General features: G+C 64.3%; 17 protein-coding genes. 11 read left to right on the forward strand and 6 right to left on the reverse strand.

The features are described 5' to 3' along the window. Positions 1-73: 73 nt before the first annotated feature. Positions 74-892: a pyruvate, water dikinase regulatory protein gene (locus DFS21_RS25930; protein WP_046854746.1), complete on the reverse strand. Its 819-nt coding sequence runs from the start codon at positions 890-892 to the stop codon at positions 74-76. Between the two features lie 178 nt (positions 893-1070). On the opposite strand from DFS21_RS25930, the gene ppsA reads away from it, so the two are divergent. From ppsA to DFS21_RS25975, 8 genes are all read left to right on the forward strand, one after another. Continuing rightward, complete coding sequence (gene ppsA, locus DFS21_RS25940) at positions 1071-3446, forward strand: phosphoenolpyruvate synthase (RefSeq protein ID WP_102682729.1); 2376 nt, start codon at positions 1071-1073, stop codon at positions 3444-3446. Between the two features lie 184 nt (positions 3447-3630). Continuing rightward, on the forward strand, positions 3631-4623 hold the full coding sequence (locus DFS21_RS25945; RefSeq protein ID WP_110704519.1) for an alpha/beta fold hydrolase: 993 nt from the start codon (positions 3631-3633) through the stop codon (positions 4621-4623). Positions 4624-4739: 116 nt separating this feature from the next. Further along, on the forward strand, positions 4740-5231 hold the full coding sequence (gene rraA / locus DFS21_RS25950; RefSeq protein ID WP_023630330.1) for a ribonuclease E activity regulator RraA: 492 nt from the start codon (positions 4740-4742) through the stop codon (positions 5229-5231). Positions 5232-5256: 25 nt separating this feature from the next. Next, positions 5257-6252, forward strand: a complete 996-nt coding sequence (locus DFS21_RS25955; protein ID WP_110704517.1) for a zinc transporter ZntB — start codon at positions 5257-5259, stop codon at positions 6250-6252. 89 nt (positions 6253-6341) lie between these two features. Next, complete coding sequence (locus DFS21_RS25960) at positions 6342-6605, forward strand: hypothetical protein (RefSeq protein ID WP_038706516.1); 264 nt, start codon at positions 6342-6344, stop codon at positions 6603-6605. A gap of 2 nt (positions 6606-6607) precedes the next feature. After that, a complete protein-coding gene (locus tag DFS21_RS25965; protein WP_110704515.1) occupies positions 6608-7432 on the forward strand; it encodes a mechanosensitive ion channel domain-containing protein in 825 nt (274 codons plus the stop codon). Positions 7433-7545: 113 nt separating this feature from the next. Further along, a complete protein-coding gene (gene sigX, locus DFS21_RS25970) occupies positions 7546-8112 on the forward strand; it encodes an RNA polymerase sigma factor SigX (protein ID WP_046854750.1) in 567 nt (188 codons plus the stop codon). Between the two features lie 110 nt (positions 8113-8222). Then, complete coding sequence (locus DFS21_RS25975) at positions 8223-9263, forward strand: OmpA family protein (RefSeq protein WP_046854751.1); 1041 nt, start codon at positions 8223-8225, stop codon at positions 9261-9263. A 92-nt stretch (positions 9264-9355) separates the two neighbouring features. Here DFS21_RS25975 and DFS21_RS25980 read toward each other — a convergent pair whose 3' ends face one another. The 4 genes from DFS21_RS25980 to DFS21_RS25995 all read right to left on the reverse strand — a co-directional run bounded on the left by DFS21_RS25980 (position 9356) and on the right by DFS21_RS25995 (position 14253). Continuing rightward, positions 9356-11026 (reverse strand): bifunctional protein-serine/threonine kinase/phosphatase, encoded by a 1671-nt coding sequence (locus DFS21_RS25980; RefSeq protein WP_110704513.1) that lies wholly within the window; start codon positions 11024-11026, stop codon positions 9356-9358. 9 nt (positions 11027-11035) lie between these two features. After that, positions 11036-12247, reverse strand: a complete 1212-nt coding sequence (locus DFS21_RS25985) for a NarK/NasA family nitrate transporter (RefSeq protein WP_110704511.1) — start codon at positions 12245-12247, stop codon at positions 11036-11038. Between the two features lie 172 nt (positions 12248-12419). Beyond that, positions 12420-12995 (reverse strand): ANTAR domain-containing response regulator, encoded by a 576-nt coding sequence (locus DFS21_RS25990; RefSeq protein ID WP_111533439.1) that lies wholly within the window; start codon positions 12993-12995, stop codon positions 12420-12422. A 10-nt stretch (positions 12996-13005) separates the two neighbouring features. Further along, positions 13006-14253, reverse strand: a complete 1248-nt coding sequence (locus DFS21_RS25995) for a CmpA/NrtA family ABC transporter substrate-binding protein (RefSeq protein WP_111533440.1) — start codon at positions 14251-14253, stop codon at positions 13006-13008. A gap of 94 nt (positions 14254-14347) precedes the next feature. On the opposite strand from DFS21_RS25995, the gene DFS21_RS26000 reads away from it, so the two are divergent. Then, the gene (locus DFS21_RS26000; RefSeq protein ID WP_102682737.1) at positions 14348-15373 is read left to right on the forward strand and encodes a quinone-dependent dihydroorotate dehydrogenase; all 1026 of its coding nucleotides are present in this window, start codon (positions 14348-14350) and stop codon (positions 15371-15373) included. 139 nt (positions 15374-15512) lie between these two features. Here DFS21_RS26000 and rmf read toward each other — a convergent pair whose 3' ends face one another. Beyond that, positions 15513-15728 (reverse strand): ribosome modulation factor, encoded by a 216-nt coding sequence (gene rmf / locus DFS21_RS26005; RefSeq protein ID WP_003248687.1) that lies wholly within the window; start codon positions 15726-15728, stop codon positions 15513-15515. A 550-nt stretch (positions 15729-16278) separates the two neighbouring features. Between rmf and rlmKL the strand changes: the two genes are divergently transcribed. After that, the gene (rlmKL, locus tag DFS21_RS26010; protein WP_110704507.1) at positions 16279-18477 is read left to right on the forward strand and encodes a bifunctional 23S rRNA (guanine(2069)-N(7))-methyltransferase RlmK/23S rRNA (guanine(2445)-N(2))-methyltransferase RlmL; all 2199 of its coding nucleotides are present in this window, start codon (positions 16279-16281) and stop codon (positions 18475-18477) included. Positions 18478-18572: 95 nt separating this feature from the next. Continuing rightward, positions 18573-20972 carry a diguanylate cyclase gene (locus tag DFS21_RS26015; RefSeq protein WP_111533441.1) on the forward strand — a complete coding sequence of 800 codons (2400 nt, stop codon included), beginning with the start codon at positions 18573-18575 and terminating at the stop codon, positions 20970-20972. The last annotated feature ends 228 nt before the right edge of the window (positions 20973-21200 follow it).

The raw sequence follows: 21200 nt of genomic DNA on the forward strand, positions 1-21200 counted from the left end.
TGCGCGAATCGAGCGCCGCCCGCGCGGCGCTCGGTCTCACTGGCGATAAAAATCCTGTGACGAGCCCCTCGCGTTACTTGAACCGCCGCTCCACCCCTTTCTCCACCAGGATCTTCGCCGAAATCTCCTCCACCGAAAAATGCGTGGAATTGATGTTGGGAATGTTCTCCCGACGGAACAGGTTCTCCACTTCGCGCACCTCGAACTCGCACTGGGCGAAGCTTGCGTAGCGGCTGTTGGGCTTGCGTTCGTGGCGGATCGCGGTCAGGCGGTCGGGGTCGATGGTCAGGCCGAACAGCTTGTTGTGGTGCTTCTTGAGCACCGCCGGCAGCTGCAGGCGCTCCATGTCGTCCTCGGTCAGCGGGTAGTTGGCGGCGCGGATGCCGAACTGCATGGCCATGTACAGGCAGGTCGGGGTCTTGCCGCAACGCGACACGCCCACCAGGATCAGGTCGGCCTTGTCGTAGTAGTGGGTGCGCGCGCCATCGTCGTTGTCCAGGGCGAAGTTGACCGCCTCGATACGCTCCATATAGTTGGAATTGCCACCGATCGAGTGGGATTTGCCCACGGAATACGACGAATGGGCGGTCAATTCCTGCTCGAGCGGGGATAAAAACGTCGAGAAGATGTCGATCATGAAGCCATTGGACGTGGCCATGACCTCACGGATGTCCTGGTTGACGATGGTGTCGAAAATGATCGGACGCACCCCGTCGCGCTCGGCCGCGGCGTTGATTTGCTGGACCATGGCCCGGGCCTTTTCCAGCGTATCGATGTAGGGGCGCGTGAATTTATTGAACGGAATGCTCTCGAATTGTGCGAGCAGGCTCTGGCCCAGCGTTTCTGCAGTGATGCCGGTACCGTCGGAGATGAAGAACGCGGTTCGTTTCATTTGCACCTGGGGGCCTTAAGCTGCCGAAGATTTCTGGATATGATAGGTTCGGTTTGCCGAACGCGGTTGCACGGCATTCTCACTTATTTTCCAGGTCCAGGCCACAAGCGTCCGGCCCAGTCATTCAGGCAGGCGGGCGCCCTTGAGCTTTTCCAATACAGTTAGTGGAGAGATCACCTTGGTAGAGTACGTAGTTTCCCTCGATAAGCTCGGCGTCCATGATGTGGAGCATGTGGGGGGCAAGAACGCATCCCTGGGCGAGATGATCAGTAACCTCGCAGGTGCCGGTGTCTCGGTGCCGGGCGGCTTTGCCACTACGGCTCAGGCGTACCGCGATTTTCTCGAGCAAAGTGGCCTCAACGACCGCATCCATGCGGCGCTCGACGCGCTGGATGTCGACGATGTCAACGCCCTGGCCAAGACCGGCGCGCAGATCCGCCAGTGGGTGATGGAAGCCGATTTCCCGGCGCGCCTCGATTCGGAAATCCGAACCGCCTTCGCCGAAATGTCCCAGGGCAATGACAACATGGCCGTGGCCGTGCGCTCCTCGGCCACCGCTGAAGACCTGCCGGACGCCTCCTTCGCCGGCCAGCAGGAGACCTTCCTCAACATCCGTGGCGTCGACAACGTGATCCGCGCGGCCAAGGAAGTGTTCGCCTCGCTGTTCAATGACCGCGCCATTTCCTACCGCGTGCACCAGGGCTTCGACCACAAGCTGGTCGCCCTGTCCGCTGGCGTGCAACGCATGGTCCGCTCCGAGACCGGTACTGCGGGCGTGATGTTCACCCTGGACACCGAGTCGGGCTTCCGCGACGTGGTGTTCATCACCGGTGCCTATGGCCTGGGTGAAACCGTGGTCCAGGGTGCGGTCAACCCGGACGAGTTCTACGTGCACAAGAACACCTTGCAGGCCGGTCGCCCGGCGATCCTGCGCCGCAACCTGGGCAGCAAGGCGATCAAGATGGTCTATGGCGACGAAGCCAAGGCCGGTCGTTCGGTCAAGACCGTCGAGGTCGACCGCGCCGAGCGTGCGCGCTTCTGCCTGAGCGACGACGAAGTCAATGAACTGGCCAAGCAGGCCATGATCATCGAACAGCACTACCAGCGCCCGATGGACATCGAGTGGGCCAAGGACGGTGACGACGGCAAGCTGTACATCGTCCAGGCCCGTCCCGAGACCGTGAAGAGCCGCGCCAGCGCCAATGTCATGGAGCGCTACCTGCTGAAAGAGAAGGGCACCGTGCTGGTCGAAGGACGTGCCATCGGCCAGCGCATCGGCGCCGGCAAAGTCCGCGTGATCAACGACGTGTCCGAGATGGACAAGGTCCAGCCAGGCGATGTGCTGGTCTCGGACATGACCGACCCTGACTGGGAGCCGGTGATGAAGCGCGCCAGCGCCATCGTCACCAACCGAGGCGGGCGTACCTGCCACGCGGCGATCATCGCCCGTGAACTGGGCATCCCGGCGGTGGTCGGCTGCGGTAACGCCACCCAGGTCCTGAAAGATGGCCAGGGCGTCACCGTTTCCTGCGCCGAAGGCGACACCGGCTTCATCTTCGAAGGTGAGCTGGGCTTCGACATCAAGCAGAACTCGGTCGACGCCATGCCGGAGCTGCCGTTCAAGATCATGATGAACGTCGGCAACCCGGACCGCGCCTTCGACTTCGCCCAGTTGCCCAATGCCGGTGTCGGCCTGGCGCGCCTGGAGTTCATCATCAACCGTATGATCGGCGTGCATCCCAAGGCGCTGCTCAACTACGCCGGCCTGCCGCCGGAGCTGAAAGAGAGCGTCGACAAGCGCATTGCCGGCTACAACGACCCGGTCGGCTTCTATGTCGAGAAGCTGGTCGAGGGCATCAGCACCCTGGCTGCGGCCTTCTACCCGAAAAAGGTCATCGTGCGCCTTTCGGACTTCAAGTCCAACGAATACGCCAACCTGATCGGCGGCAAGCTCTACGAGCCGGAAGAAGAAAATCCCATGCTGGGCTTCCGCGGTGCGTCGCGCTACATCAGCGAGTCGTTCCGTGACTGCTTCGAGCTCGAGTGCCGTGCGCTCAAGCGCGTGCGCAACGAGATGGGCCTGACCAACGTCGAGATCATGGTGCCGTTCGTGCGCACCCTGGGCGAGGCCAGCCAGGTCGTTGACCTGCTCGCCGAAAACGGCCTGGCCCGCGGCGACAACGGCCTGCGCGTGATCATGATGTGCGAGCTGCCGTCCAACGCCATCCTGGCCGAAGAGTTCCTCGAGTACTTCGACGGCTTCTCCATCGGCTCCAATGACCTGACCCAGCTCACCCTGGGCCTGGACCGCGATTCCGGCATCATCGCCCACCTGTTCGATGAGCGAAATCCTGCCGTGAAGAAGCTGCTGGCCAACGCCATCGCCGCGTGCAACAAGGCCGGCAAGTACATCGGCATCTGCGGCCAGGGCCCGTCGGACCACCCCGACCTGGCCAAGTGGTTGATGGAGCAGGGCATCGAAAGCGTGTCGCTGAACCCGGACTCGGTGCTTGAGACCTGGTTCTTCCTGGCCGAAGGCCAGGGCGCTGCCTGATGCGGTAACAGGGCGCCTGTAGCGCCCTGGTGTTAGTGCGTGGGAGCGGCGGTGCGCCGATGCGACTTGCCCCGCGATAGCGTCAGTAAAGACACCTCTGTAGTCTGCTCTGACACCATCGTGGGGCAAGTCGCATCGGCGCACCGCCGCTCCCACGTTTCATGTCCACTGAATTTGTGAAGCCATGCAAAGCAGCAGCACCCAATTTCCCGTCGCGTTGCTCAGTGCCGAGCGCCGCGGCGACCTCAGCGAAGACGTCTACCGGATCAAGGCCGGCAACAGCCCGGATGCGAGTGTAGAACTGGCCGTCACCCGCCTGGGCCTGGCCGATCAGGAGCGCGTCCAGGGCATGCCGGTCATTCTCCTGCACGGCAGCTTCTCCAACCGGCGTTTCTGGTATTCGCCCAAGGGCATCGGCCTGGGCGCCTACCTGGCACGTGCCGGTTTCGATGTTTGGATCCCGGAGATGCGCGGCCACGGCCTGTCGCCGCGCAACCGCGACTGGCGGCAGAATCGCGTGGCCGACTATGCGCGCTACGATCTGCCGGTGATCGGCGCCTTCGTACATGAAAAAGCCGGGCAGGTTCCGCGCTGGATCGGCCACTCGCTGGGCGGCACCACGTTGGCGGCGGCACTGGGCAGCGGCTATCTCGACACCGGCCTGGTGGCCAGTGCGGCGTTGTTTGGCACCCAGGTCAGCCGGGTTTATTGGCCGTTAAAAGTGCCACCGGTGGAGTGGGGCGCGCGCATGCTGCTCAAGCGTTTTGCGCAGATTTCCGGTTCGCGCCTCAAGCGGGGCCCGGAAGACGAACCCATCGGCCTGGCCCTGGAGAGCCTGCGCTGGAATGGCCTGTTCGGCCGCTTCGGCGACAAGGAGAAGGACTGGTGGTCGGGGCTGGCCGAAGTCGAGGTGCCGCTGCTGGCGGTGGCCGGAGCCGGTGACTTCCAGGATCCGGTGTGGGCCTGCCGCAAGCTGTTCGAGCAGTTTGGCGGTGATGCCAGGCAGTTCCTGCGCCTGGGCCGCGAGGAAGGCTTCGAGGCCTTCGGGCATGTCGACATGCTGGTCAGCAAGGCGGCGCAGGCCCAGGTGTGGCCGTTGGTGGAGCGCTGGCTGCGCGACCCCCTGGTACCGGTGCATGCCTCGACGGTGGTGATGGAGCCTGTGGCTGCCAGTTGAACATCGGCCGGCGGGGCGACGGTTCAACTGACTACTCGGTCCCGGATGACTGCCGGCCCTTCCAAGGTGTAGCCTTGGCCGACACCCGCTTTCGTTGTGACTGACAGGAGTTTCCCATGCAGCATTACGTAACGCCCGACCTGTGCGACGCCTACCCGGACCTGGTCCAGGTGCTTGAACCCATGTTCAGCAACTTCGGCGGCCACGACTCATTCGGCGGCCAAATCGTCACCATCAAGTGCTTCGAAGACAATTCCCTGGTCAAGGAACAGGTCGAGCTCGACGGCAAGGGCAAGGTCCTGGTGGTCGACGGCGGCGGTTCGCTGCGCCGTGCGCTACTGGGCGACATGCTCGCCGAGAAGGCCGCGAAGAATGGCTGGGAAGGCCTGCTGATCTACGGCTGCGTGCGTGACGTGGACGTGCTGGCGCAGACCGATGTCGGTATCCAGGCCCTGGCCAGCCACCCGATGAAGACCGACAAACGCGGCATTGGCGACCTCAACGTCGCGGTGACCTTTGCCGGCGTGACCTTCCGCCCGGGCGAATACGTGTACGCCGACAACAACGGCGTGCTGGTCTCGCCAAGCCCGCTGAAGATGCCCGAGTGATTCGCCGCACACCCATGGAGCTTTGATGTTCGAGGAAGACAACGCGCAATGGGGCCTGGTGCATGCCCTGGTGCTCGATGGCAAGGGTGGCGCGCGTTCGATCGCCCGCACCGAGCTGGACGACCTGCAGTTGCAGCCCCAGGAGAGCCTGTGGCTGCACTGGGACCGCAGCCATCCGCAGACTCGCACCTGGCTGCTGCACGACAGCGGTCTGAGCGAGTTCGCCTGCGAACTGTTGCTTGAGGAGAACACCCGCCCGCGCCTGTTGCAGATGGCCGGCGAGCAGATGCTGCTGTTCCTGCGCGGGGTCAACCTCAACCCGGGTGCCGAACCCGAGGACATGGTTTCGGTACGTATCTTCGCCGAGGCGCGGCGGGTCATCTCGCTGCGTTTGCGGCCGCTGCGCGCCAGCGACGAGGTGCTCCAGCAGCTGGACGAGGGCAGGGGGCCGAAAACGGCTTCCGAACTGTTGTTGCTGATGGGCGAACTGCTGACCGAGAAGGTCCAGGCGCTCGTCAGCGACCTGTCCGAAGCGGTCGATCTGGAAGAGGAAAAGGCAGAATCCGACGAACGGTATTCTCCAGCCCAGGGCAGCCTGCAGCAGATCCGCCGTCGTGCCGCCGGCCTGCGCCGTTTCCTTGCCCCTCAGCGCGATATCTATGCCCAGCTTTCGCGCAATAAATGCAGTTGGTTCGCCGATGCTGACGCGGACTACTGGAACGAGCTGAACAACAGCCTGATCCGCTACCTCGAAGAACTCGAACTGGCTCGCGAGCGAGCCGCCCTGGTGCTGGAAAGCGAGGATCGGCGCCGCAGCGAGCGAATGAACCGGACCATGTACCGGTTTGGCATCATTACCTGCATTTTCCTGCCCATGAGCTTTGTCACGGGCCTGCTGGGCATCAATGTCGGCGGTATTCCCGGGGCGGAAAACCCCTACGGCTTCGCGCTCGCCTGCACCGTGGTGCTGGGGCTGGCGGCGGGGCAGTGGTGGTTGTTCCGTCGACTGCGCTGGGTCTGAAATGAGGCATTTTGAAACATTCGTCCCAGTGGCAGGTGTGACCCATCGCCTGGCACCCACGTCTTTGACTGACATTGCGCGAGGTGCCCATGCACGATCCGTTTGAAGAATCCCTGCGCGACCTGCTCAAGGCGTCGCCGTCCGGCCAGGACCGTGACGACGCCGCGTGCCTGGGTCGCGTGCTCAAGACCGCCAACCGCCAGGTTGGCGCGGGCGATCTGTTCAGCCTGCTTGGCCGCTGGAGCCAGGCGCTGCTGATCGCCGTGAACAATGGCTCGGCGCATGTCGCGCCGGTGCGCCGCAACTCTACCCGCAACCCTGCCGCAGGCAGCCCTGCAGATAAGGCCGATTGAATATGGAACTCGATCTCTGGACCCAGAGCCTGGTCACCGCCATGACTGCCCTTTGGACCAAGGTGGCGAACTTCATCCCCAACCTGTTCGGCGCGCTGGTCGTGGTGCTGCTCGGTTTCGTCGTGGCCAAGCTGCTCGACACCTTGCTGTCGAAGGTACTGGCCAAGTTCGGCCTGGACCGCCTGATGAGCGGTACCGGCCTGACCAAGATGCTCGCCCGGATTGGTATCCAGGTACCGATTTCGACGCTGATCGGCAAGATCGTCTATTGGTTCGTGCTGTTGATCTTCCTGGTTTCGGCGGCTGAATCGCTGGGCCTGGAGCGGGTCTCGGCGACCCTGGACATGCTGGCGCTGTACCTGCCCAAGGTGTTCGGCGCGGCGCTGGTGATGCTGGCCGGCGTGCTGTTGGCGCAACTGGCCAACGGCCTTGTGCGTGGCGCCGCCGAGGGCATTGGCCTGGAATACGCCGCTGGCGTCGGGCGTATCGTCCAGGGCCTGGTAATCATCATCAGTATTTCGGTGGCCATCAGCCAGCTGGAGGTCAAGACCGACCTGCTCAACCACGTGATCGTCATCGGGCTGATTACCGTTGGTCTGGCAATTGCCCTGGCGATGGGCCTGGGCAGCCGTGAAATTGCCGGGCAGATCCTGGCCGGCATCTATGTGCGTGAGCTCTTTCAGGTCGGCCAGCACGTGCGCATTGGCGAGGTCGAAGGGCACATCGAGGAGATCGGCACGGTCAAGACGACCCTGCTGACCGATGATGGCGAATTGGTGTCGTTGTCTAATCGCGAGCTCCTCGAGCAGCGCGTGAATAGCCGCTAACCGCACAAAAGCTGTTAATGTATGCCGCCGCAAAAATCGGCCCACGGGGCCGAGCGGCGACATTGACCTGACTGTCGGCCAGATCCGTTTTGAATAAAGTTCATTCGCCGCCCATGCGTTATGACCCCCGCGAGCTCACCGACGAGGAGTTGGTGGCGCGTTCGCATGAGGAGCTGTTTCACGTCACCCGCGCCTATGAGGAGCTCATGCGGCGCTACCAGCGCACGCTGTTCAACGTCTGTGCGCGCTACCTGGGGAACGATCGGGATGCCGACGATGTCTGTCAGGAGGTGATGCTCAAGGTGCTCTACGGGTTGAAGAACTTCGAGGGCAAGTCCAAGTTCAAGACCTGGCTCTACAGCATCACCTACAACGAATGCATCACCCAGTACCGCAAGGAGCGTCGCAAACGCCGGCTGATGGATGCGCTGAGCCTGGACCCTGTCGAAGAGGCGTCCGAGGACAAGGCACCAAAGCCGGAAGAAAAAGGCGGGCTGGATAAATGGCTGGTACATGTGAACCCGATCGACCGGGAAATCCTGGTGCTGCGATTTGTCGCGGAGCTGGAATTCCAGGAAATCGCCGACATCATGCACATGGGCCTGAGCGCCACGAAAATGCGCTACAAGCGTGCGCTCGACAAGCTTAGAGAGAAATTTGCAGGCGTGGCTGAAACTTAGTGGCCTGCAAATACCTCTAACCAACCGGCAAGTTCTGCTAGACTTGCCGTCGAGTTGTCCCCCGGATGTTGGTGGGACTGCTTAACTATCACCAGATGGGGATTTAACGGATGAAATTGAAAAACACCTTGGGCTTGGCCATTGGCTCTCTCGTAGCCGTGACTTCGCTCGGCGCTCTGGCTCAAGGCCAAGGCGCAGTCGAAATCGAAGGTAACGTTACCAAGCAGTTCTACGACAGCGAACGTAACTTCAAGAACACCGGCACCAATCCAGGTGTTCGCCTCGGTTACTTCCTGACCGACGACGTCTCCCTGGACCTGGGCTACAACGAGACCCACAACGCTCGTGGTGAAGTCTTCAACAAAGACATCAAAGGCTCCAAGACCAAGCTCGACGCTACCTACCACTTCGGTACCGTAGGCGATGCACTGCGTCCGTACGTTTCCGCCGGTTTCGCTCACGAGAGCCTGGGCCAGGCCACTCGTAGCGGCCGTGACCACTCCACCTTCGCCAACGTTGGCGCTGGCGCCAAGTGGTACATCACCGACATGTTCTTCGCCCGTGCCGGCGTCGAAGCCATGTACAACATCGACAACGGCAACACCGAGTGGGGCCCGACCGTTGGTCTGGGTCTGAACTTCGGTGGCAGCGGTGGCCAGAAAGCCGCTCCTGCGCCTGCTCCAGTTGCCGAAGTCTGCTCCGACAGCGACAACGATGGCGTCTGCGACAACGTCGACAAGTGCCCTGACACCCCAGCCAACGTTACCGTTGACGCTGATGGCTGCCCGGCTGTTGCCGAAGTCGTTCGCGTTGAGCTGGACGTCAAGTTCGACTTCGACAAGTCGGTCGTCAAGCCAAACAGCTACGGCGACATCAAGAACCTGGCTGACTTCATGAAGCAGTACCCACAGACCACCACCACCGTGGAAGGTCACACTGACTCCGTCGGCCCAGACGCTTACAACCAGAAGCTGTCCGAGCGTCGTGCCAGCGCTGTCAAGCAGGTCCTGACCCAGCAGTACGGTGTTGAATCGAGCCGTGTTGACTCGGTTGGCTACGGTGAGACCCGTCCGGTCGCCGACAACGCCACCGAAGCTGGCCGCGCCGTCAACCGTCGCGTAGAAGCTCAGGTAGAAGCCCAGGCCAAGTAATTGGTTTGACGCTTCACGAAAAACCCGGCCTTGGCCGGGTTTTTCTTTGTCCGCGATTTTTTGGGGGCGATGGGGCGTGGATGGCCGCGTGCTCAGTGCTTGAGCAGAACCAGCAACAGCACCATGTTCAACAGCAGCGACAGCAGCCCAATCGTGCGCCATACCTTAAGTGGCTCACGCTCCAGCAGTGGTCGTGGTCGCTCGTCCAGTTCCTGGCGATCCCCCCGCTCCAGCAACAGCAACCACTGTTCGGCGGTCTCGAAGCGCTGCGCTGGATCTGCCGCCACCGCCTGCAACAGGTTGTGCTGCAACCACTCCGGCACATCCGGGCGGTAGCGCGCCGGGTTTACTGGCGTACCGAAGCGTGGCCGTTGGAACGCCTCGACTTCGCCGTAGGGGTAGTGGCCGGTAAGCAGCTGGTAAAGCGTCACGCCCGCGGCATAGAGGTCCTGACGCGGCGCAGGGGGCAGGCCGTCGTAGGCTTCCGGGGCAAGGAACGAAGGCGTGCCTGGCAAGGCGCGGGGCGGGTCCTCGGAAAGCCCCGGACAGTACGCCAGTCCGAAGTCCAGCAGGCGCAACTGGCCATCTTCGCCCAAGTGAAGGTTTTCCGGCTTGATGTCACGGTGCAGCAGGTTGCGCCGGTGCAGCGCGCCGACAGCCTGCAGCAGCTGGCGCGTCATTTCCAGCCATTGCGCCAGGGGCAGCGGGCCGCCCGCCACGAGCAGGTTGGCGAGGGTCGTGCCCGGGTATTCGCGCATCAGGTAGTACAGGTGCTGGCGCTGGCTGGCCGGGTGCACTTCGGGGAAGTGGCGGCCGGCGACCCGGCGCAGGAACCACTCTTCCATGAGCAAGGTCTGGGCGGCCCCGGGCTCGTTATCGCGGGCCGGGGGCAGGGTCTTGAGCAACCAGGGCCGGCCTTGCGGATCACGGGTGCGGTAGAGCAGCGCTTGCCTGCTCTGGGCCAGCAAACCGTCGACCTGCCAGCCATCGATCATCTGGCCTTCACGCAAAGCGGCTGGCAGCGGCCACTGCTTGAGCTGCGCCAGGGTGTCGCCCAGGTTGCTCGCGCCCAGCTGGTCGACTCGTACCAGCAAGGCGCTGGCATTGTCCTGGCTGCCGCAGTGGTGGGCGCTGGCCACGAGGGTATCGGCGGCTTCCTGCAGGTCGCGGTGTTCGCGCAGGATCGACTGGATATGCGCATCGCCCAGGCTGGCCCACACGCCGTCGCTGAGTAGCACGAAGCACTCGCCTTCGTGCAGATCGCCCTCCAGATAGTCCACCAACAACTGCTGGTCCAGCCCCAGCGCGCGCTTGAGCACGTGCTGCATGCCGGGCTGGTCCCACACATGGTCTTCACTCAGGCATTGCAGTTGGTCGTCCTGCCAGCGGTACACCCGGCAGTCGCCGACGTGGGCGAGGGTGAAGCGTCGCCCGCGCAGCACCAGGGCGCTGAGGGTGGTGAGCAGCGGCTGGCCGTTGCCTTGGGCGCGCAGCCAGCGGTTTTGCGCCATCAGCAGACGGTCCAGGGCCTGGGCCACGCTCCAGGTGGCGGGCGTGGCGTAGTAGTCCAGGGCCAGGGCCTGCAAGCTGGCGCGCGCTGCCAGGCCGCCGTCGGCGCATTGGCTGACGCCGTCGGCCAGCGCGCACAGGTAGCCCTTGCTGGCCGCCAGCTCGGCTGCAGGGGTGACCAGGCGCAGGGCATCCTGGTTATCCGTGCGCGGGCCTGTGGCGCTGGCCTGGGCGAAGCTCAGTAGCAGGCTCATGGCGGCGCCTCAGACCCGCGCCGCGGTGACTGCGGCCGAGCCCCAGGTGGTGCGCCAGCGCTGCTTGACGCCATGCAGGCCGAACCAGGCCAGCAGGCCGAGGCTGGCGAACAGCCACAGGCCGAGCTGGTAGTCGCCGGTGTGCTGCTTGATGGTGCCAAGGCCCGCAGCGAGCAGGAAACCGCCGATACCGCCGGCCATGCCGATCAGCCCGGTCATCACGCCGATCTCCTGGCGGAAGCGCTGCGGCACCAGTTGGAACACCGCGCCATTGCCCGCACCGAGCCCGAGCATGGCGCTGACGAACAGCGCCAGGGCCGCCGCCGCGCTGGGCAGGTTGAAGCCTACTGCCGCGATGCACACGGCGGCCACGCTGTACATCGCCAGCAGGGTGCGGATGCCGCCGAAGCGATCGGCCAGGGCGCCGCCGAGCGGGCGCATGAGGCTGCCGGCGAACACACAGGCGGCGGTGTAGTAGCCGGCGGTCACCGGGCTCAGGCCGTACTGGTCGCTGAAATAGCCGGGCAGGGCGCTGGCCAGGCCGATGAAGCCGCCGAAGGTGACACTGTAGAAGAACATGAACCACCAGCTGTCGCGGTCGCCGAGGGCCTTGAGGTAGTCGGCCATGGCCTTGGGCTTGGGCCGTTGCGGGGCATTGCGGGCCAGCCAGGCGAACAGCACCAGGGTCAGCAGCAGCGGCAGCAGGGCAAAGCCGAACACATTGTTCCAGCCGAAGGCGGCGGCCAGCGCTGGCGCCAGCAGCGCGGCGAACACCGTGCCGGAGTTGCCGGCACCGGCGATGCCCATGGCCTTGCCCTGGTGCTGCGGCGGGTACCACTGCGAGGCCAGCGGCAGAGACACGGCGAACGAGGCCCCGGCAAAGCCAAGGAACACACCCAGCAGCAAGGCTTGTTCGTAGCTGCGCACGCCCAGCTGCCAGGCACAGGCCAGGGCGACGATCACCACCACCTGGCCGATCAGCCCGGCGGTCTTGGGCGACAGGCGATCGACCAGCACGCCCATGGCAAAGCGCAGCAGCGCGCCGGCCAGGATCGGCGTGGCCACCATCAGGCCGCGTTGCTGTGCGGTCAGTTGCAGGTCGGCGGCAATCTGCACCGCCATCGGGCCGAGCAGGTACCAGACCATGAAACTCAGGTCGAAATACAGGAAGGCGGCGAACAGGGTGGGCACATGCCCGGATTTCCAGAAGCTCGTATTCATCTGACACCTCGTGGGGCGCACAACACAGGGCGGAAACGAAAAGACGCCGCTGCCCGGTCCACGGATGAGTGGCTGGGGAGCGACGTCTTTGTCGGGGTCTGGGGGGCAACCGCCGTTGGCTACCTGGGGTTCCATGAGCAAGAGACGGGCCAAGGTCTGCGGGTCATTGCAACTAGCCCAGCATCTCCGACATGGCGATGATCTGCTCCGCCACCTGGATCAGCTTCTGCTGGCGGCTCATGGCCTGGCGGCGCATCAGGGTGTAGGCCGCTTCCTCGTTGCAGTCCTTCATTTTCATCAGCAGCCCCTTGGCTTTTTCGATGCGCTTGCGCTCGGCCAGTTGCTGGTCGCGGGCCAGCAATTGCGCCTTCAATGCCTGGTCGCTTTCGAAACGGGCCATGGCCACGTCGAGGATCGGCTGCAGGCGCGTGGCCTGGATACCCTCGACGATATAGGCGCTGACTCCAGCCTGGATCGCCTGGCGCATCACGTCGGGGTCATGCTCGTCGGTGAATAGCACGATCGGGCGGGGGCGATCGCGGCTGACCAGCACCACCTGTTCCATCACATCCCGGCCAGGTGACTCGGTATCGATCAGCACCACGTCCGGGTGCACCGTTTCGACACAGGCGGGCAGGTCGATGCTCAGGTTGCCGGCCTCGATCACTTCGAAGCCGGCCTCGATCAGGGCCGCCTTGAGACGACCGACTTTCTTTTCGGTGTCGTCGATCAGCAGGATACGCAGCATGCTCGTCCCCTCAATGACTGGCGCGGGCATCAGGCGCCGCGTCCAGGGCGTGTAGGGGGAAGCTGCGCGCATAGCCATGGGGGTCGCTGCCGTCCCAGCGGCGGCCGTCGAGCAGCAGGCTGCTGCGCATGGGTAGGTCGGCGCAGGGCACGCCCAGTGCTGAGGCGGCCTCGCGGTAAAGGGCCAGCTGTTGCACCTGGCGGGCGACCCCGAGGTAGTCCGGGTCGTCACGCAGCAGGCCCCAGCGGCGGAACTGGGTCATGAACCACATGCCGTCGGACAGGTAGGGCAGGTTGGCCCGGCCCTGGTCGAACAGGCGCAGGGCATGGGGGTCGTGCCAGCGGTGACCGAGGCCATCCTGATAGTCGCCGAGCAGGCGCGGCTCGATGCTGTCGACGGGGGTGTCAAGGTAGGCGCTGCCGCTGAGCAGTTGCGCGGTGCTGCGGCGGTTCTCCTGGCTCTGCTCGATGAAGCGCGCGGCGGCGAGTACCGACTGGATCAGTGCGCGGGCGCTGTTGGGGTACTGTTCGACGAAACCCCGGGCGCAGGCCAGGACCTTTTCCGGGTGATCGGGCCAGATCGACTGGCTGGTGGCCAGGGTGAAGCCCTGGCCCTTGGCGAGCGCGTCCGCCGACCAGGGTTCGCCGACGCAGAAGCCGTCGATACGTCCGGCCTGCAGGTGGGCGGTCATCTGCGCCGGGGGCACCACCACGCTGCTGACGTCACGCAATGGGTGAATCCCCTGGCTGGCCAGCCAGTAGTACAACCACAGGGCATGGGTGCCGGTGGGAAAGGTCTGGGCGAAGGTGAGTCGTGCGCCTTGCTGGTGCACCAGCCGCGCCAGTGCCTCGGGGTTGGTCACGCCCTTGCGCTGCAGTGCGGCGGAGAGGTTGATGGCCTGGGCGTTCTGGTTCAGGCCCATAAGCACGGCCAGGGGGCTGGCGGGCACGCCGCCGATACCGAGGTGCACGGCGTATACCAGCCCATACAGGCAGTGGGCGGCGTCGAGCTCGCCGCTGACCAGCTTGTCGCGCAGCCCGGCCCAAGAGGCCTGGCGGCGCAGGTTTAACGTCAGGCCGAATGGCTGGGCGAAGCCCTGGGTGGCGGCGACCACCACCGAGGCGCAGTCGGTGAGGGCCATGAAACCGATGTCCAGGCTGGGTTTTTCCGGCGCGTCGCTGCCGTTGACCCAGGCCAGGGGCGTTGTCGGGAGGGCTGTGTTCACGGAGTTCCTCGAGCGTTCGCAATAGAGCGGCATGCAACAGACATAGCAACCCATGTGCCATGGCCCTGTCGCCCCGGCGGCGCGCTGGCTATAATCGCCCCCTCACACACCGCGAGTCCGCCCGCCCATGTATACCCTGGCCCGCCAGCTGCTGTTCAAGCTCTCCCCGGAAACCTCCCACGACCTCTCGCTGGACCTGATCGGCGCCGGTGGCCGCCTGGGGCTCAATGGTCTGCTGTGCAAGCAGCCAGCGGCGTTGCCGGTGACGGTGATGGGCTTGAACTTCGCCAACCCGGTCGGCCTGGCCGCTGGCCTGGACAAGAACGGCGCGGCCATCGACGGTTTCGCCCAGCTGGGCTTCGGCTTTGTCGAGATCGGCACCGTGACGCCACGCCCGCAGCCGGGCAACCCCAAGCCACGGCTGTTCCGCCTGCCTGAAGCCACGGCCATCATCAACCGCATGGGCTTCAACAACCTGGGTGTCGACCACTTGCTGGCACGTGTGCGCGCCTCGAAGTACACCGGGGTACTGGGTATCAACATCGGCAAGAACTTCGACACCCCGGTCGAACGGGCCCAGGACGACTACCTGATCTGCCTGGAAAAGGTCTACAACGACGCCAGCTACATCACCGTCAACGTCAGCTCGCCGAATACCCCGGGCCTGCGTTCGCTGCAGTTCGGCGACTCGCTCAAGCAACTGCTCGATGCCCTGGCCGAGCGCCGTGAACAGCTGGCCACGGCCAACGGCAAGCGCGTGCCATTGGCGATCAAGATTGCACCGGACATGAGCGACGAAGAGACCGCGCTGGTGGCTGCGGCGCTGCGCGAGTCGGGCATGGACGCGGTGATCGCCACCAATACCACCCTGGGCCGCGAAGGTGTCGAAGGCCTGCCGTTCGGTGGCGAGGCGGGCGGCCTGTCGGGTGCGCCGGTACTGCAAAAGAGCACGCACACGGTGAAGGTGCTGGCGGGCGAGCTGGGCGGTAAGCTGCCGATCATCGCCGCTGGCGGCATTACCGAGGGGCGCCACGCGGCTGAGAAGATCGCCGCTGGGGCTAGCCTGGTGCAGATCTATTCGGGCTTTATCTACAAAGGCCCGGCGTTGATTCGTGAAGCGGTGGATGCGATTGCGGCGATGCCGAAACCATGAAATGAGCCGCTCCCACGCTGTATAGAAGATATGGCGAGAAAATAAGGTGCATAAAAAAGGGCCCCTTCAAAGGGGCCCCTGGGCCGCAGCCCGCCGCCCGGATAGGGCGCGCATGGTGACTCGAATTCAGTGTCCTCGTTCAGCCAACGGCGTGATTTTCGTTGAGTCTATGAATGCCAGCGGTGCCGGTCATGCCATCCCAGTTATCGCCGCGACCTTCGCGCCAGCCGTTGATCCAGGCTTGGCGTACAGAGGGTAGATTGAAGGGGCAAAGTTCGCGGGATTTGCCGGTGACTCCATACTGGTAGCCACGTGAATATGCTCTTTCCAACGGATCACGCTTAAGTCTTCTCATAGGGTGTTGCCCTCACTTGTTGACTGTAATGTCCCGTCGGCCTCTCCGAGGCCGGGCAGAATCGTTCTGCCGGTTTGCGCCCGCTGCCGGCGTCGCGGGCTGAAAGTGCCGCCCCGTTGCGGTGCGGCCTGAGATCAGTTCTAACGAATGCGAGTCACAGTGTGAATGATCGATTTGTCATAAGGACGTAACCTTTCCGAGGGTGAGGGGATAAGTAAATAAATGCGACTCAACCTTGTTTGCCGTTGAGCCCGCTATGATCAGGGTTTAGTCAACGTTGACGTCAATTGGCCAGCGTTGCTCGATGATGACAGTAATAATTGGTAATGCGACGAAGGGTCACATCTGAACCCTGGGTCCACGAAATTTTCACACTGCCCGACGATCAAAGCCTCTTTCGCTTCTGCGCGAGGCGTTGGTCTGCCGGGCGGCCAGGTCTTGCGAACGCTTCGCAAGGCCACCCGGGCGCCTGCTGGAAAGGTGCCCGGGCAAACAGCGGCAGCCGATGCGTCGGCTTGCCATCTACCTAGCCAAAGGCTCTGGATTGCACATGTCGGACCGTTTCGAACTTTATCTCACCTGCCCCAAGGGTCTTGAAGGCCTGCTCGCCGAGGAGGCCCGCCAACTGGGCCTGAGCGAGGTGCGTGAACACACCTCGGCCATTCGCGGCGACGCCGATATGGAAACCGCCTATCGCCTATGCCTGTGGTCGCGCCTGGCCAACCGGGTGCTGCTGGTGCTCAAGCGTTTTTCCATGAAGAACGCCGATGACCTCTATGACGGTGTGCACGCCCTCGATTGGGCCGATCACCTGGCGGCCGACGGTACGTTGGCGGTGGAGTTCAGCGGCCATGGTTCGGGTATCGACAACACCCACTTCGGCGCCCTGAAGGTGAAGGACGCCATCGTCGACAAGCTGCGCAACCGCGAAGGCCTGCGCCCGTCGGTGGAGAAGGTCGACCCGGACGTGCGCGTACACCTGCGCCTGGACCGTGGCGAGGCCATCCTGTCCCTCGACCTGTCCGGCCACAGCCTGCACCAGCGCGGCTATCGCCTGCAGCAGGGCGCGGCGCCATTGAAGGAAAACCTGGCAGCGGCGGTGCTGATCCGCTCGGGCTGGCCACGCATTGCGGCCGAGGGCGGCGCGCTGGCTGACCCGATGTGCGGTGTGGGCACCTTCCTGGTCGAGGCGGCGATGATCGCCGCCGACATCGCCCCCAACCTCAAGCGCGAGCGCTGGGGCTTCACGGCCTGGCTCGGGCACGTACCGGCGCTGTGGCGCAAGCTGCACGAGGAGGCCCAGGCCCGTGCCCAAGTGGGCCTGGCCAAGCCACCGTTGTGGATTCGTGGCTACGAGGCCGACCCGCGGCTGATCCAGCCGGGGCGCAACAACGTCGAGCGCGCAGGCCTGGGCGACTGGGTGAAGATCTATCAGGGAGAGGTGGCCAGCTTCGAGCCGCGCCCAGACCAGAACCAGAAGGGCCTGGTGATCAGCAACCCACCCTATGGCGAGCGCCTGGGCGATGAGGCCAGCCTGCTGTACCTCTACCAGAACCTCGGCGAGCGCCTGCGCCAGGCATGCATGGGCTGGGACGCGGCGGTGTTCACCGGCGCGCCGGAGCTGGGCAAGCGCATGGGTATCCGCAGCCACAAGCAATACGCTTTCTGGAACGGCGCATTGCCGTGCAAGCTGTTGCTGTTCAAGGTCCAGCCCGACCAGTTCGTCACTGGCGATCGTCGTCAGGCCCAGGCCGACGCGGGTGAGGGCGAGCCGCGCCGCCAGGCGCCGGTGGCCAGCGAGCCGGCGCGCCTGTCGGAAGGCGCGCAGATGTTCGCCAACCGCCTGCAGAAGAACTTCAAGCAGCTGGGCAAGTGGGCCCGCCGCGAGCAGGTCGATTGCTACCGCGTGTACGATGCCGACATGCCCGAGTACGCCTTGGCTGTCGACCTGTACCACGACTGGGTGCACGTGCAGGAGTATGCCGCGCCGCGCTCGATCGACCCGGACAAGGCCCAGGCACGCCTGCTCGACGCGTTGACCGCGATTCCGCAGGCCCTTGGCGTCGATCCGCAGCGCGTGGTGCTCAAGCGCCGGGAGCGCCAGACCGGCACCCGCCAGTACGAACGCCAGGCCACCGAAGGACGCTTCCAGGAAGTCAGCGAGGGCGGCGTCAAGCTGCTGGTCAACCTCACCGACTACCTCGACACCGGCCTGTTCCTCGACCACCGCCCGATGCGCCTGCGTATCCAGCGCGAGGCGGCGGGCAAGCGCTTCCTCAACCTGTTCTGCTACACCGCCACGGCCAGCGTGCATGCAGCCAAGGGCGGCGCGCGCAGCACCACCAGCGTCGACCTGTCGAAGACCTACCTGGACTGGGCACGGCGCAACCTGTCGCTCAACGGTTTCTCCGAGCGCAACCGCCTGGAGCAGGGCGACGTCATGGCCTGGCTGGAGAACGCCCAGGACAGCTACGACCTGATCTTCATCGACCCGCCGACCTTCTCCAACTCCAAGCGCATGGAAGGGGTGTTCGACGTGCAGCGCGACCATGTGCAACTGCTCGACCTGGCCATGGCGCGCCTGGCGCCGGGTGGTGTGCTGTACTTCTCCAACAACTTCCGCAAGTTCCAGCTCGACGAGCACCTGGCGACGCGGTATGCGGTGGAGGAAATCAGCGCCCAGACCCTGGACCCTGACTTCGCTCGCAACAACCGCATCCATCGCGCCTGGCAGCTGCGTTTGCGCTGAGCCGACGAGGTACATGGCGTGGCCACTGGCCAGCGGCTATAAAGCAGGACAGGGCGGGACAATACGCAGGACGCTGACGTTGCTGAGAGTCCTCTATGTCGAACCCAGGCGTACCTGCGAAGCCGCTTGGCCTGTTCGGTGACGAGCTGTCGGCCTGGGGCGTGGCCCTGGCGGCGCTGGTCGCCGGGGCGCTGCTCACGGCCGCGCTGGCCATTGCCACGCAGACCTTCTTCAAGCAGCAACTGCGCCAGCGCTTCGAACTGCTGGCCAGTGAGCGCTACAGCCGCATTGCTGAACGTTTCGAGGAGCAGGAGCAGCGCCTGGACGGCCTGCGCCGCTTCTTCGCCTACTCCAGTGAAGTCAAGCCCTACGAGTTCGATGGCTACGCCCGCCCGTTGCTGCATCGCACCCAGGCCTACTCCTGGGCGCCGCGGGTAGCGTCCGGGCAGCGCGCGGCGTTCGAGCAGCAGGCCAGCGCCTTGCTGGGGCAGCCTTACCAGATCCGCGACCTGGACGCCCAGGGGCGTTGGCAGGCGGCAGCGATGCGCGATCACTACTACCCGGTCCTGTACACCCAGGCGGCGAGCCGGCAGGCCCAGCCCTATGGTTTCGACCTTGGCGGGCAGGCGCTGCGCGCCGCGACCCTGGCCCGGGCCTCGGGCCCTGGCAGCATGGCGGTGTCTGCGCCGCTGGACATGATCAATGTCGAGCCGGCCTACACCCGCGGCCTGCTGATGGTCGCCCCGGTGTTCGCCGATGATGCGCCGGCGAGCGAGTTGCCCCGAGGTTATGTGATGGCGTTGCTCAGCCTGCACCAGTTGATAGCCGAGAGCCTGCCGACCGTGGCCGATGACAACCTGGTGGTGCGCATCCTCGATCTGTCCACCGAGGGTGGTCACGAGGTGCTGTTCGACTCGGGCATGCCGCCGGCGCGCATGGGCCTTGCCAGCAGTCACCTGCTGCACCTGGCCGACCATCACTACCAGCTCGATATTCGCCCCAGCCAGGGCTTTCTGTTGGCCAACCGGTCGTCTGCGGTGCCAGTCGTGGCATTGCTGGGTGGCCTGCTGAGCATATTGCTGGCGCTGCTGCTTTACAGCCTGTTCAGCCAGCGCCAGCGTGCCCTGGGCCTGGTGGCCCGGCGCACCGCCGAGTTGCGTGTCAGCGAGCAGTCGTTGCGCGAGACTCACAACCAGTTGCGCAGCGTGCTCGATGCCGCGACCCAGGTCGCGATCATCGCCACCAGCCTGCGCGGAGTGATCGGCACGTTCAATGCCGGCGCCGAACGCATGCTGGGCTACTCGGCCGGCGAAGCGCTGGGCCAGCTGCGGCTGGAGGACCTGGTGTTGCCCGAAGAGCTGCACCAGCGTGCCCATGCCTTGAGCGTGCGCTTTGGCCGCGAGGTCGGCGCCGGCCAGGCGATGTTCGCCGAAACGGTGCAGGAGGGTGGCGCGCAGCCGGCGGACTGGACGCTGGTACGCAAGGACGGCAGCCATCTGCTGGCCAACATGCTGGTGACGGCGGTGCTGGACGAGCAGGGCTTGTGGGTGGGTTACCTGGCGATCTGCATCGATGTCACCGAGAGGCGCCGGGTGCACGAAGCCCTGGCGGCTCGCGATCGGTTGCTGGAGAAACTCAGTGCCGAGGTGCCTGGCGGGATCTACCAGTACCGCCTGGATGCCGATGGCCATTCCTGTTTTCCCTATGCCAGCCAAGGTTTGCACGACATCTACGAGGTTGACCTGGCGGTGCTGCGCGAGGATGCCTCGGCGGTTTTCGAGCGTATTCACCCTGACGACGTGGAGCGGGTGCGACGCTCGGTGCGGTATTCCGCCGAGCACCTTGCGCCGTGGCGCGAGGAGTATCGGGTGTGCCTGCCGCAAGCGGGGCTGCGCTGGGTGCGTGGGGAGGCTACGCCGGAAATTGGCGAGCATGGCAGCACGCTGTGGCATGGCTACCTGACCGATATCTCGGATCTCAAGCGGGTCGAGGAAGAGTTGCGCGCATTGTCGGTGACCGACGCCCTGACCGGTATCTACAACCGGCGCTATTTCCAGGAGCGGCTGCGCAACGAACTGGATCGGGCCCAGCGCGAAGGTCTGGACCTGGCGGTGATCATGCTGGATATCGACCATTTCAAGCGTATCAACGATCAGTTCGGGCATGCGGTCGGGGATCATGTGCTGCGCAATCTGTGCCAGCGGATCGCGCATCGGCTGCGGCGCACCGATGTGTTCTGCCGTTTGGGCGGGGAGGAGTTCATGGTGCTGTGCCCCGGGAGCAATGCCGAGCAGGCGCGGATGCTGGCGCAGGAGTTGTGGCAGGGGGTGCGCAGTGTGCCGGTGGAGGGCGTTGGGCGGGTCACGGCGAGTTTCGGGGTGGCGGGGTGGCGGGCGGGGGAGGGGGCGGATGCGTTGTTGTTGCGGGCGGATGCTGGGGTTTATGTGGCCAAGCAGGGGGGGAGGGATCGGGTTGAGGGGGAGTTGTTGTCTTGACTTGGGTTTGATGTTCTTTTTGGTTGGTGAATAGTATTTGGTGTTGGTTTGAAGTTGTATGCGAATTCAGGTTATATTTCGGTGCGTCGGTGTATTGTGTTATTTTCAATCGATAAATTTCCAGGTTTTGCTCTTGCTCTTGCTCTTGCTCTTGCTCTTGCTCTTGCTCTTGCTCTTGCTCTTGCTCTTGCTCTTGCTCTTGCTCTTGCTCTTGCTCTTGCTCTTGCT

This window comes from Pseudomonas sp. 2848 (assembly GCF_003253945.1).
Lineage (GTDB): Bacteria > Pseudomonadota > Gammaproteobacteria > Pseudomonadales > Pseudomonadaceae > Aquipseudomonas.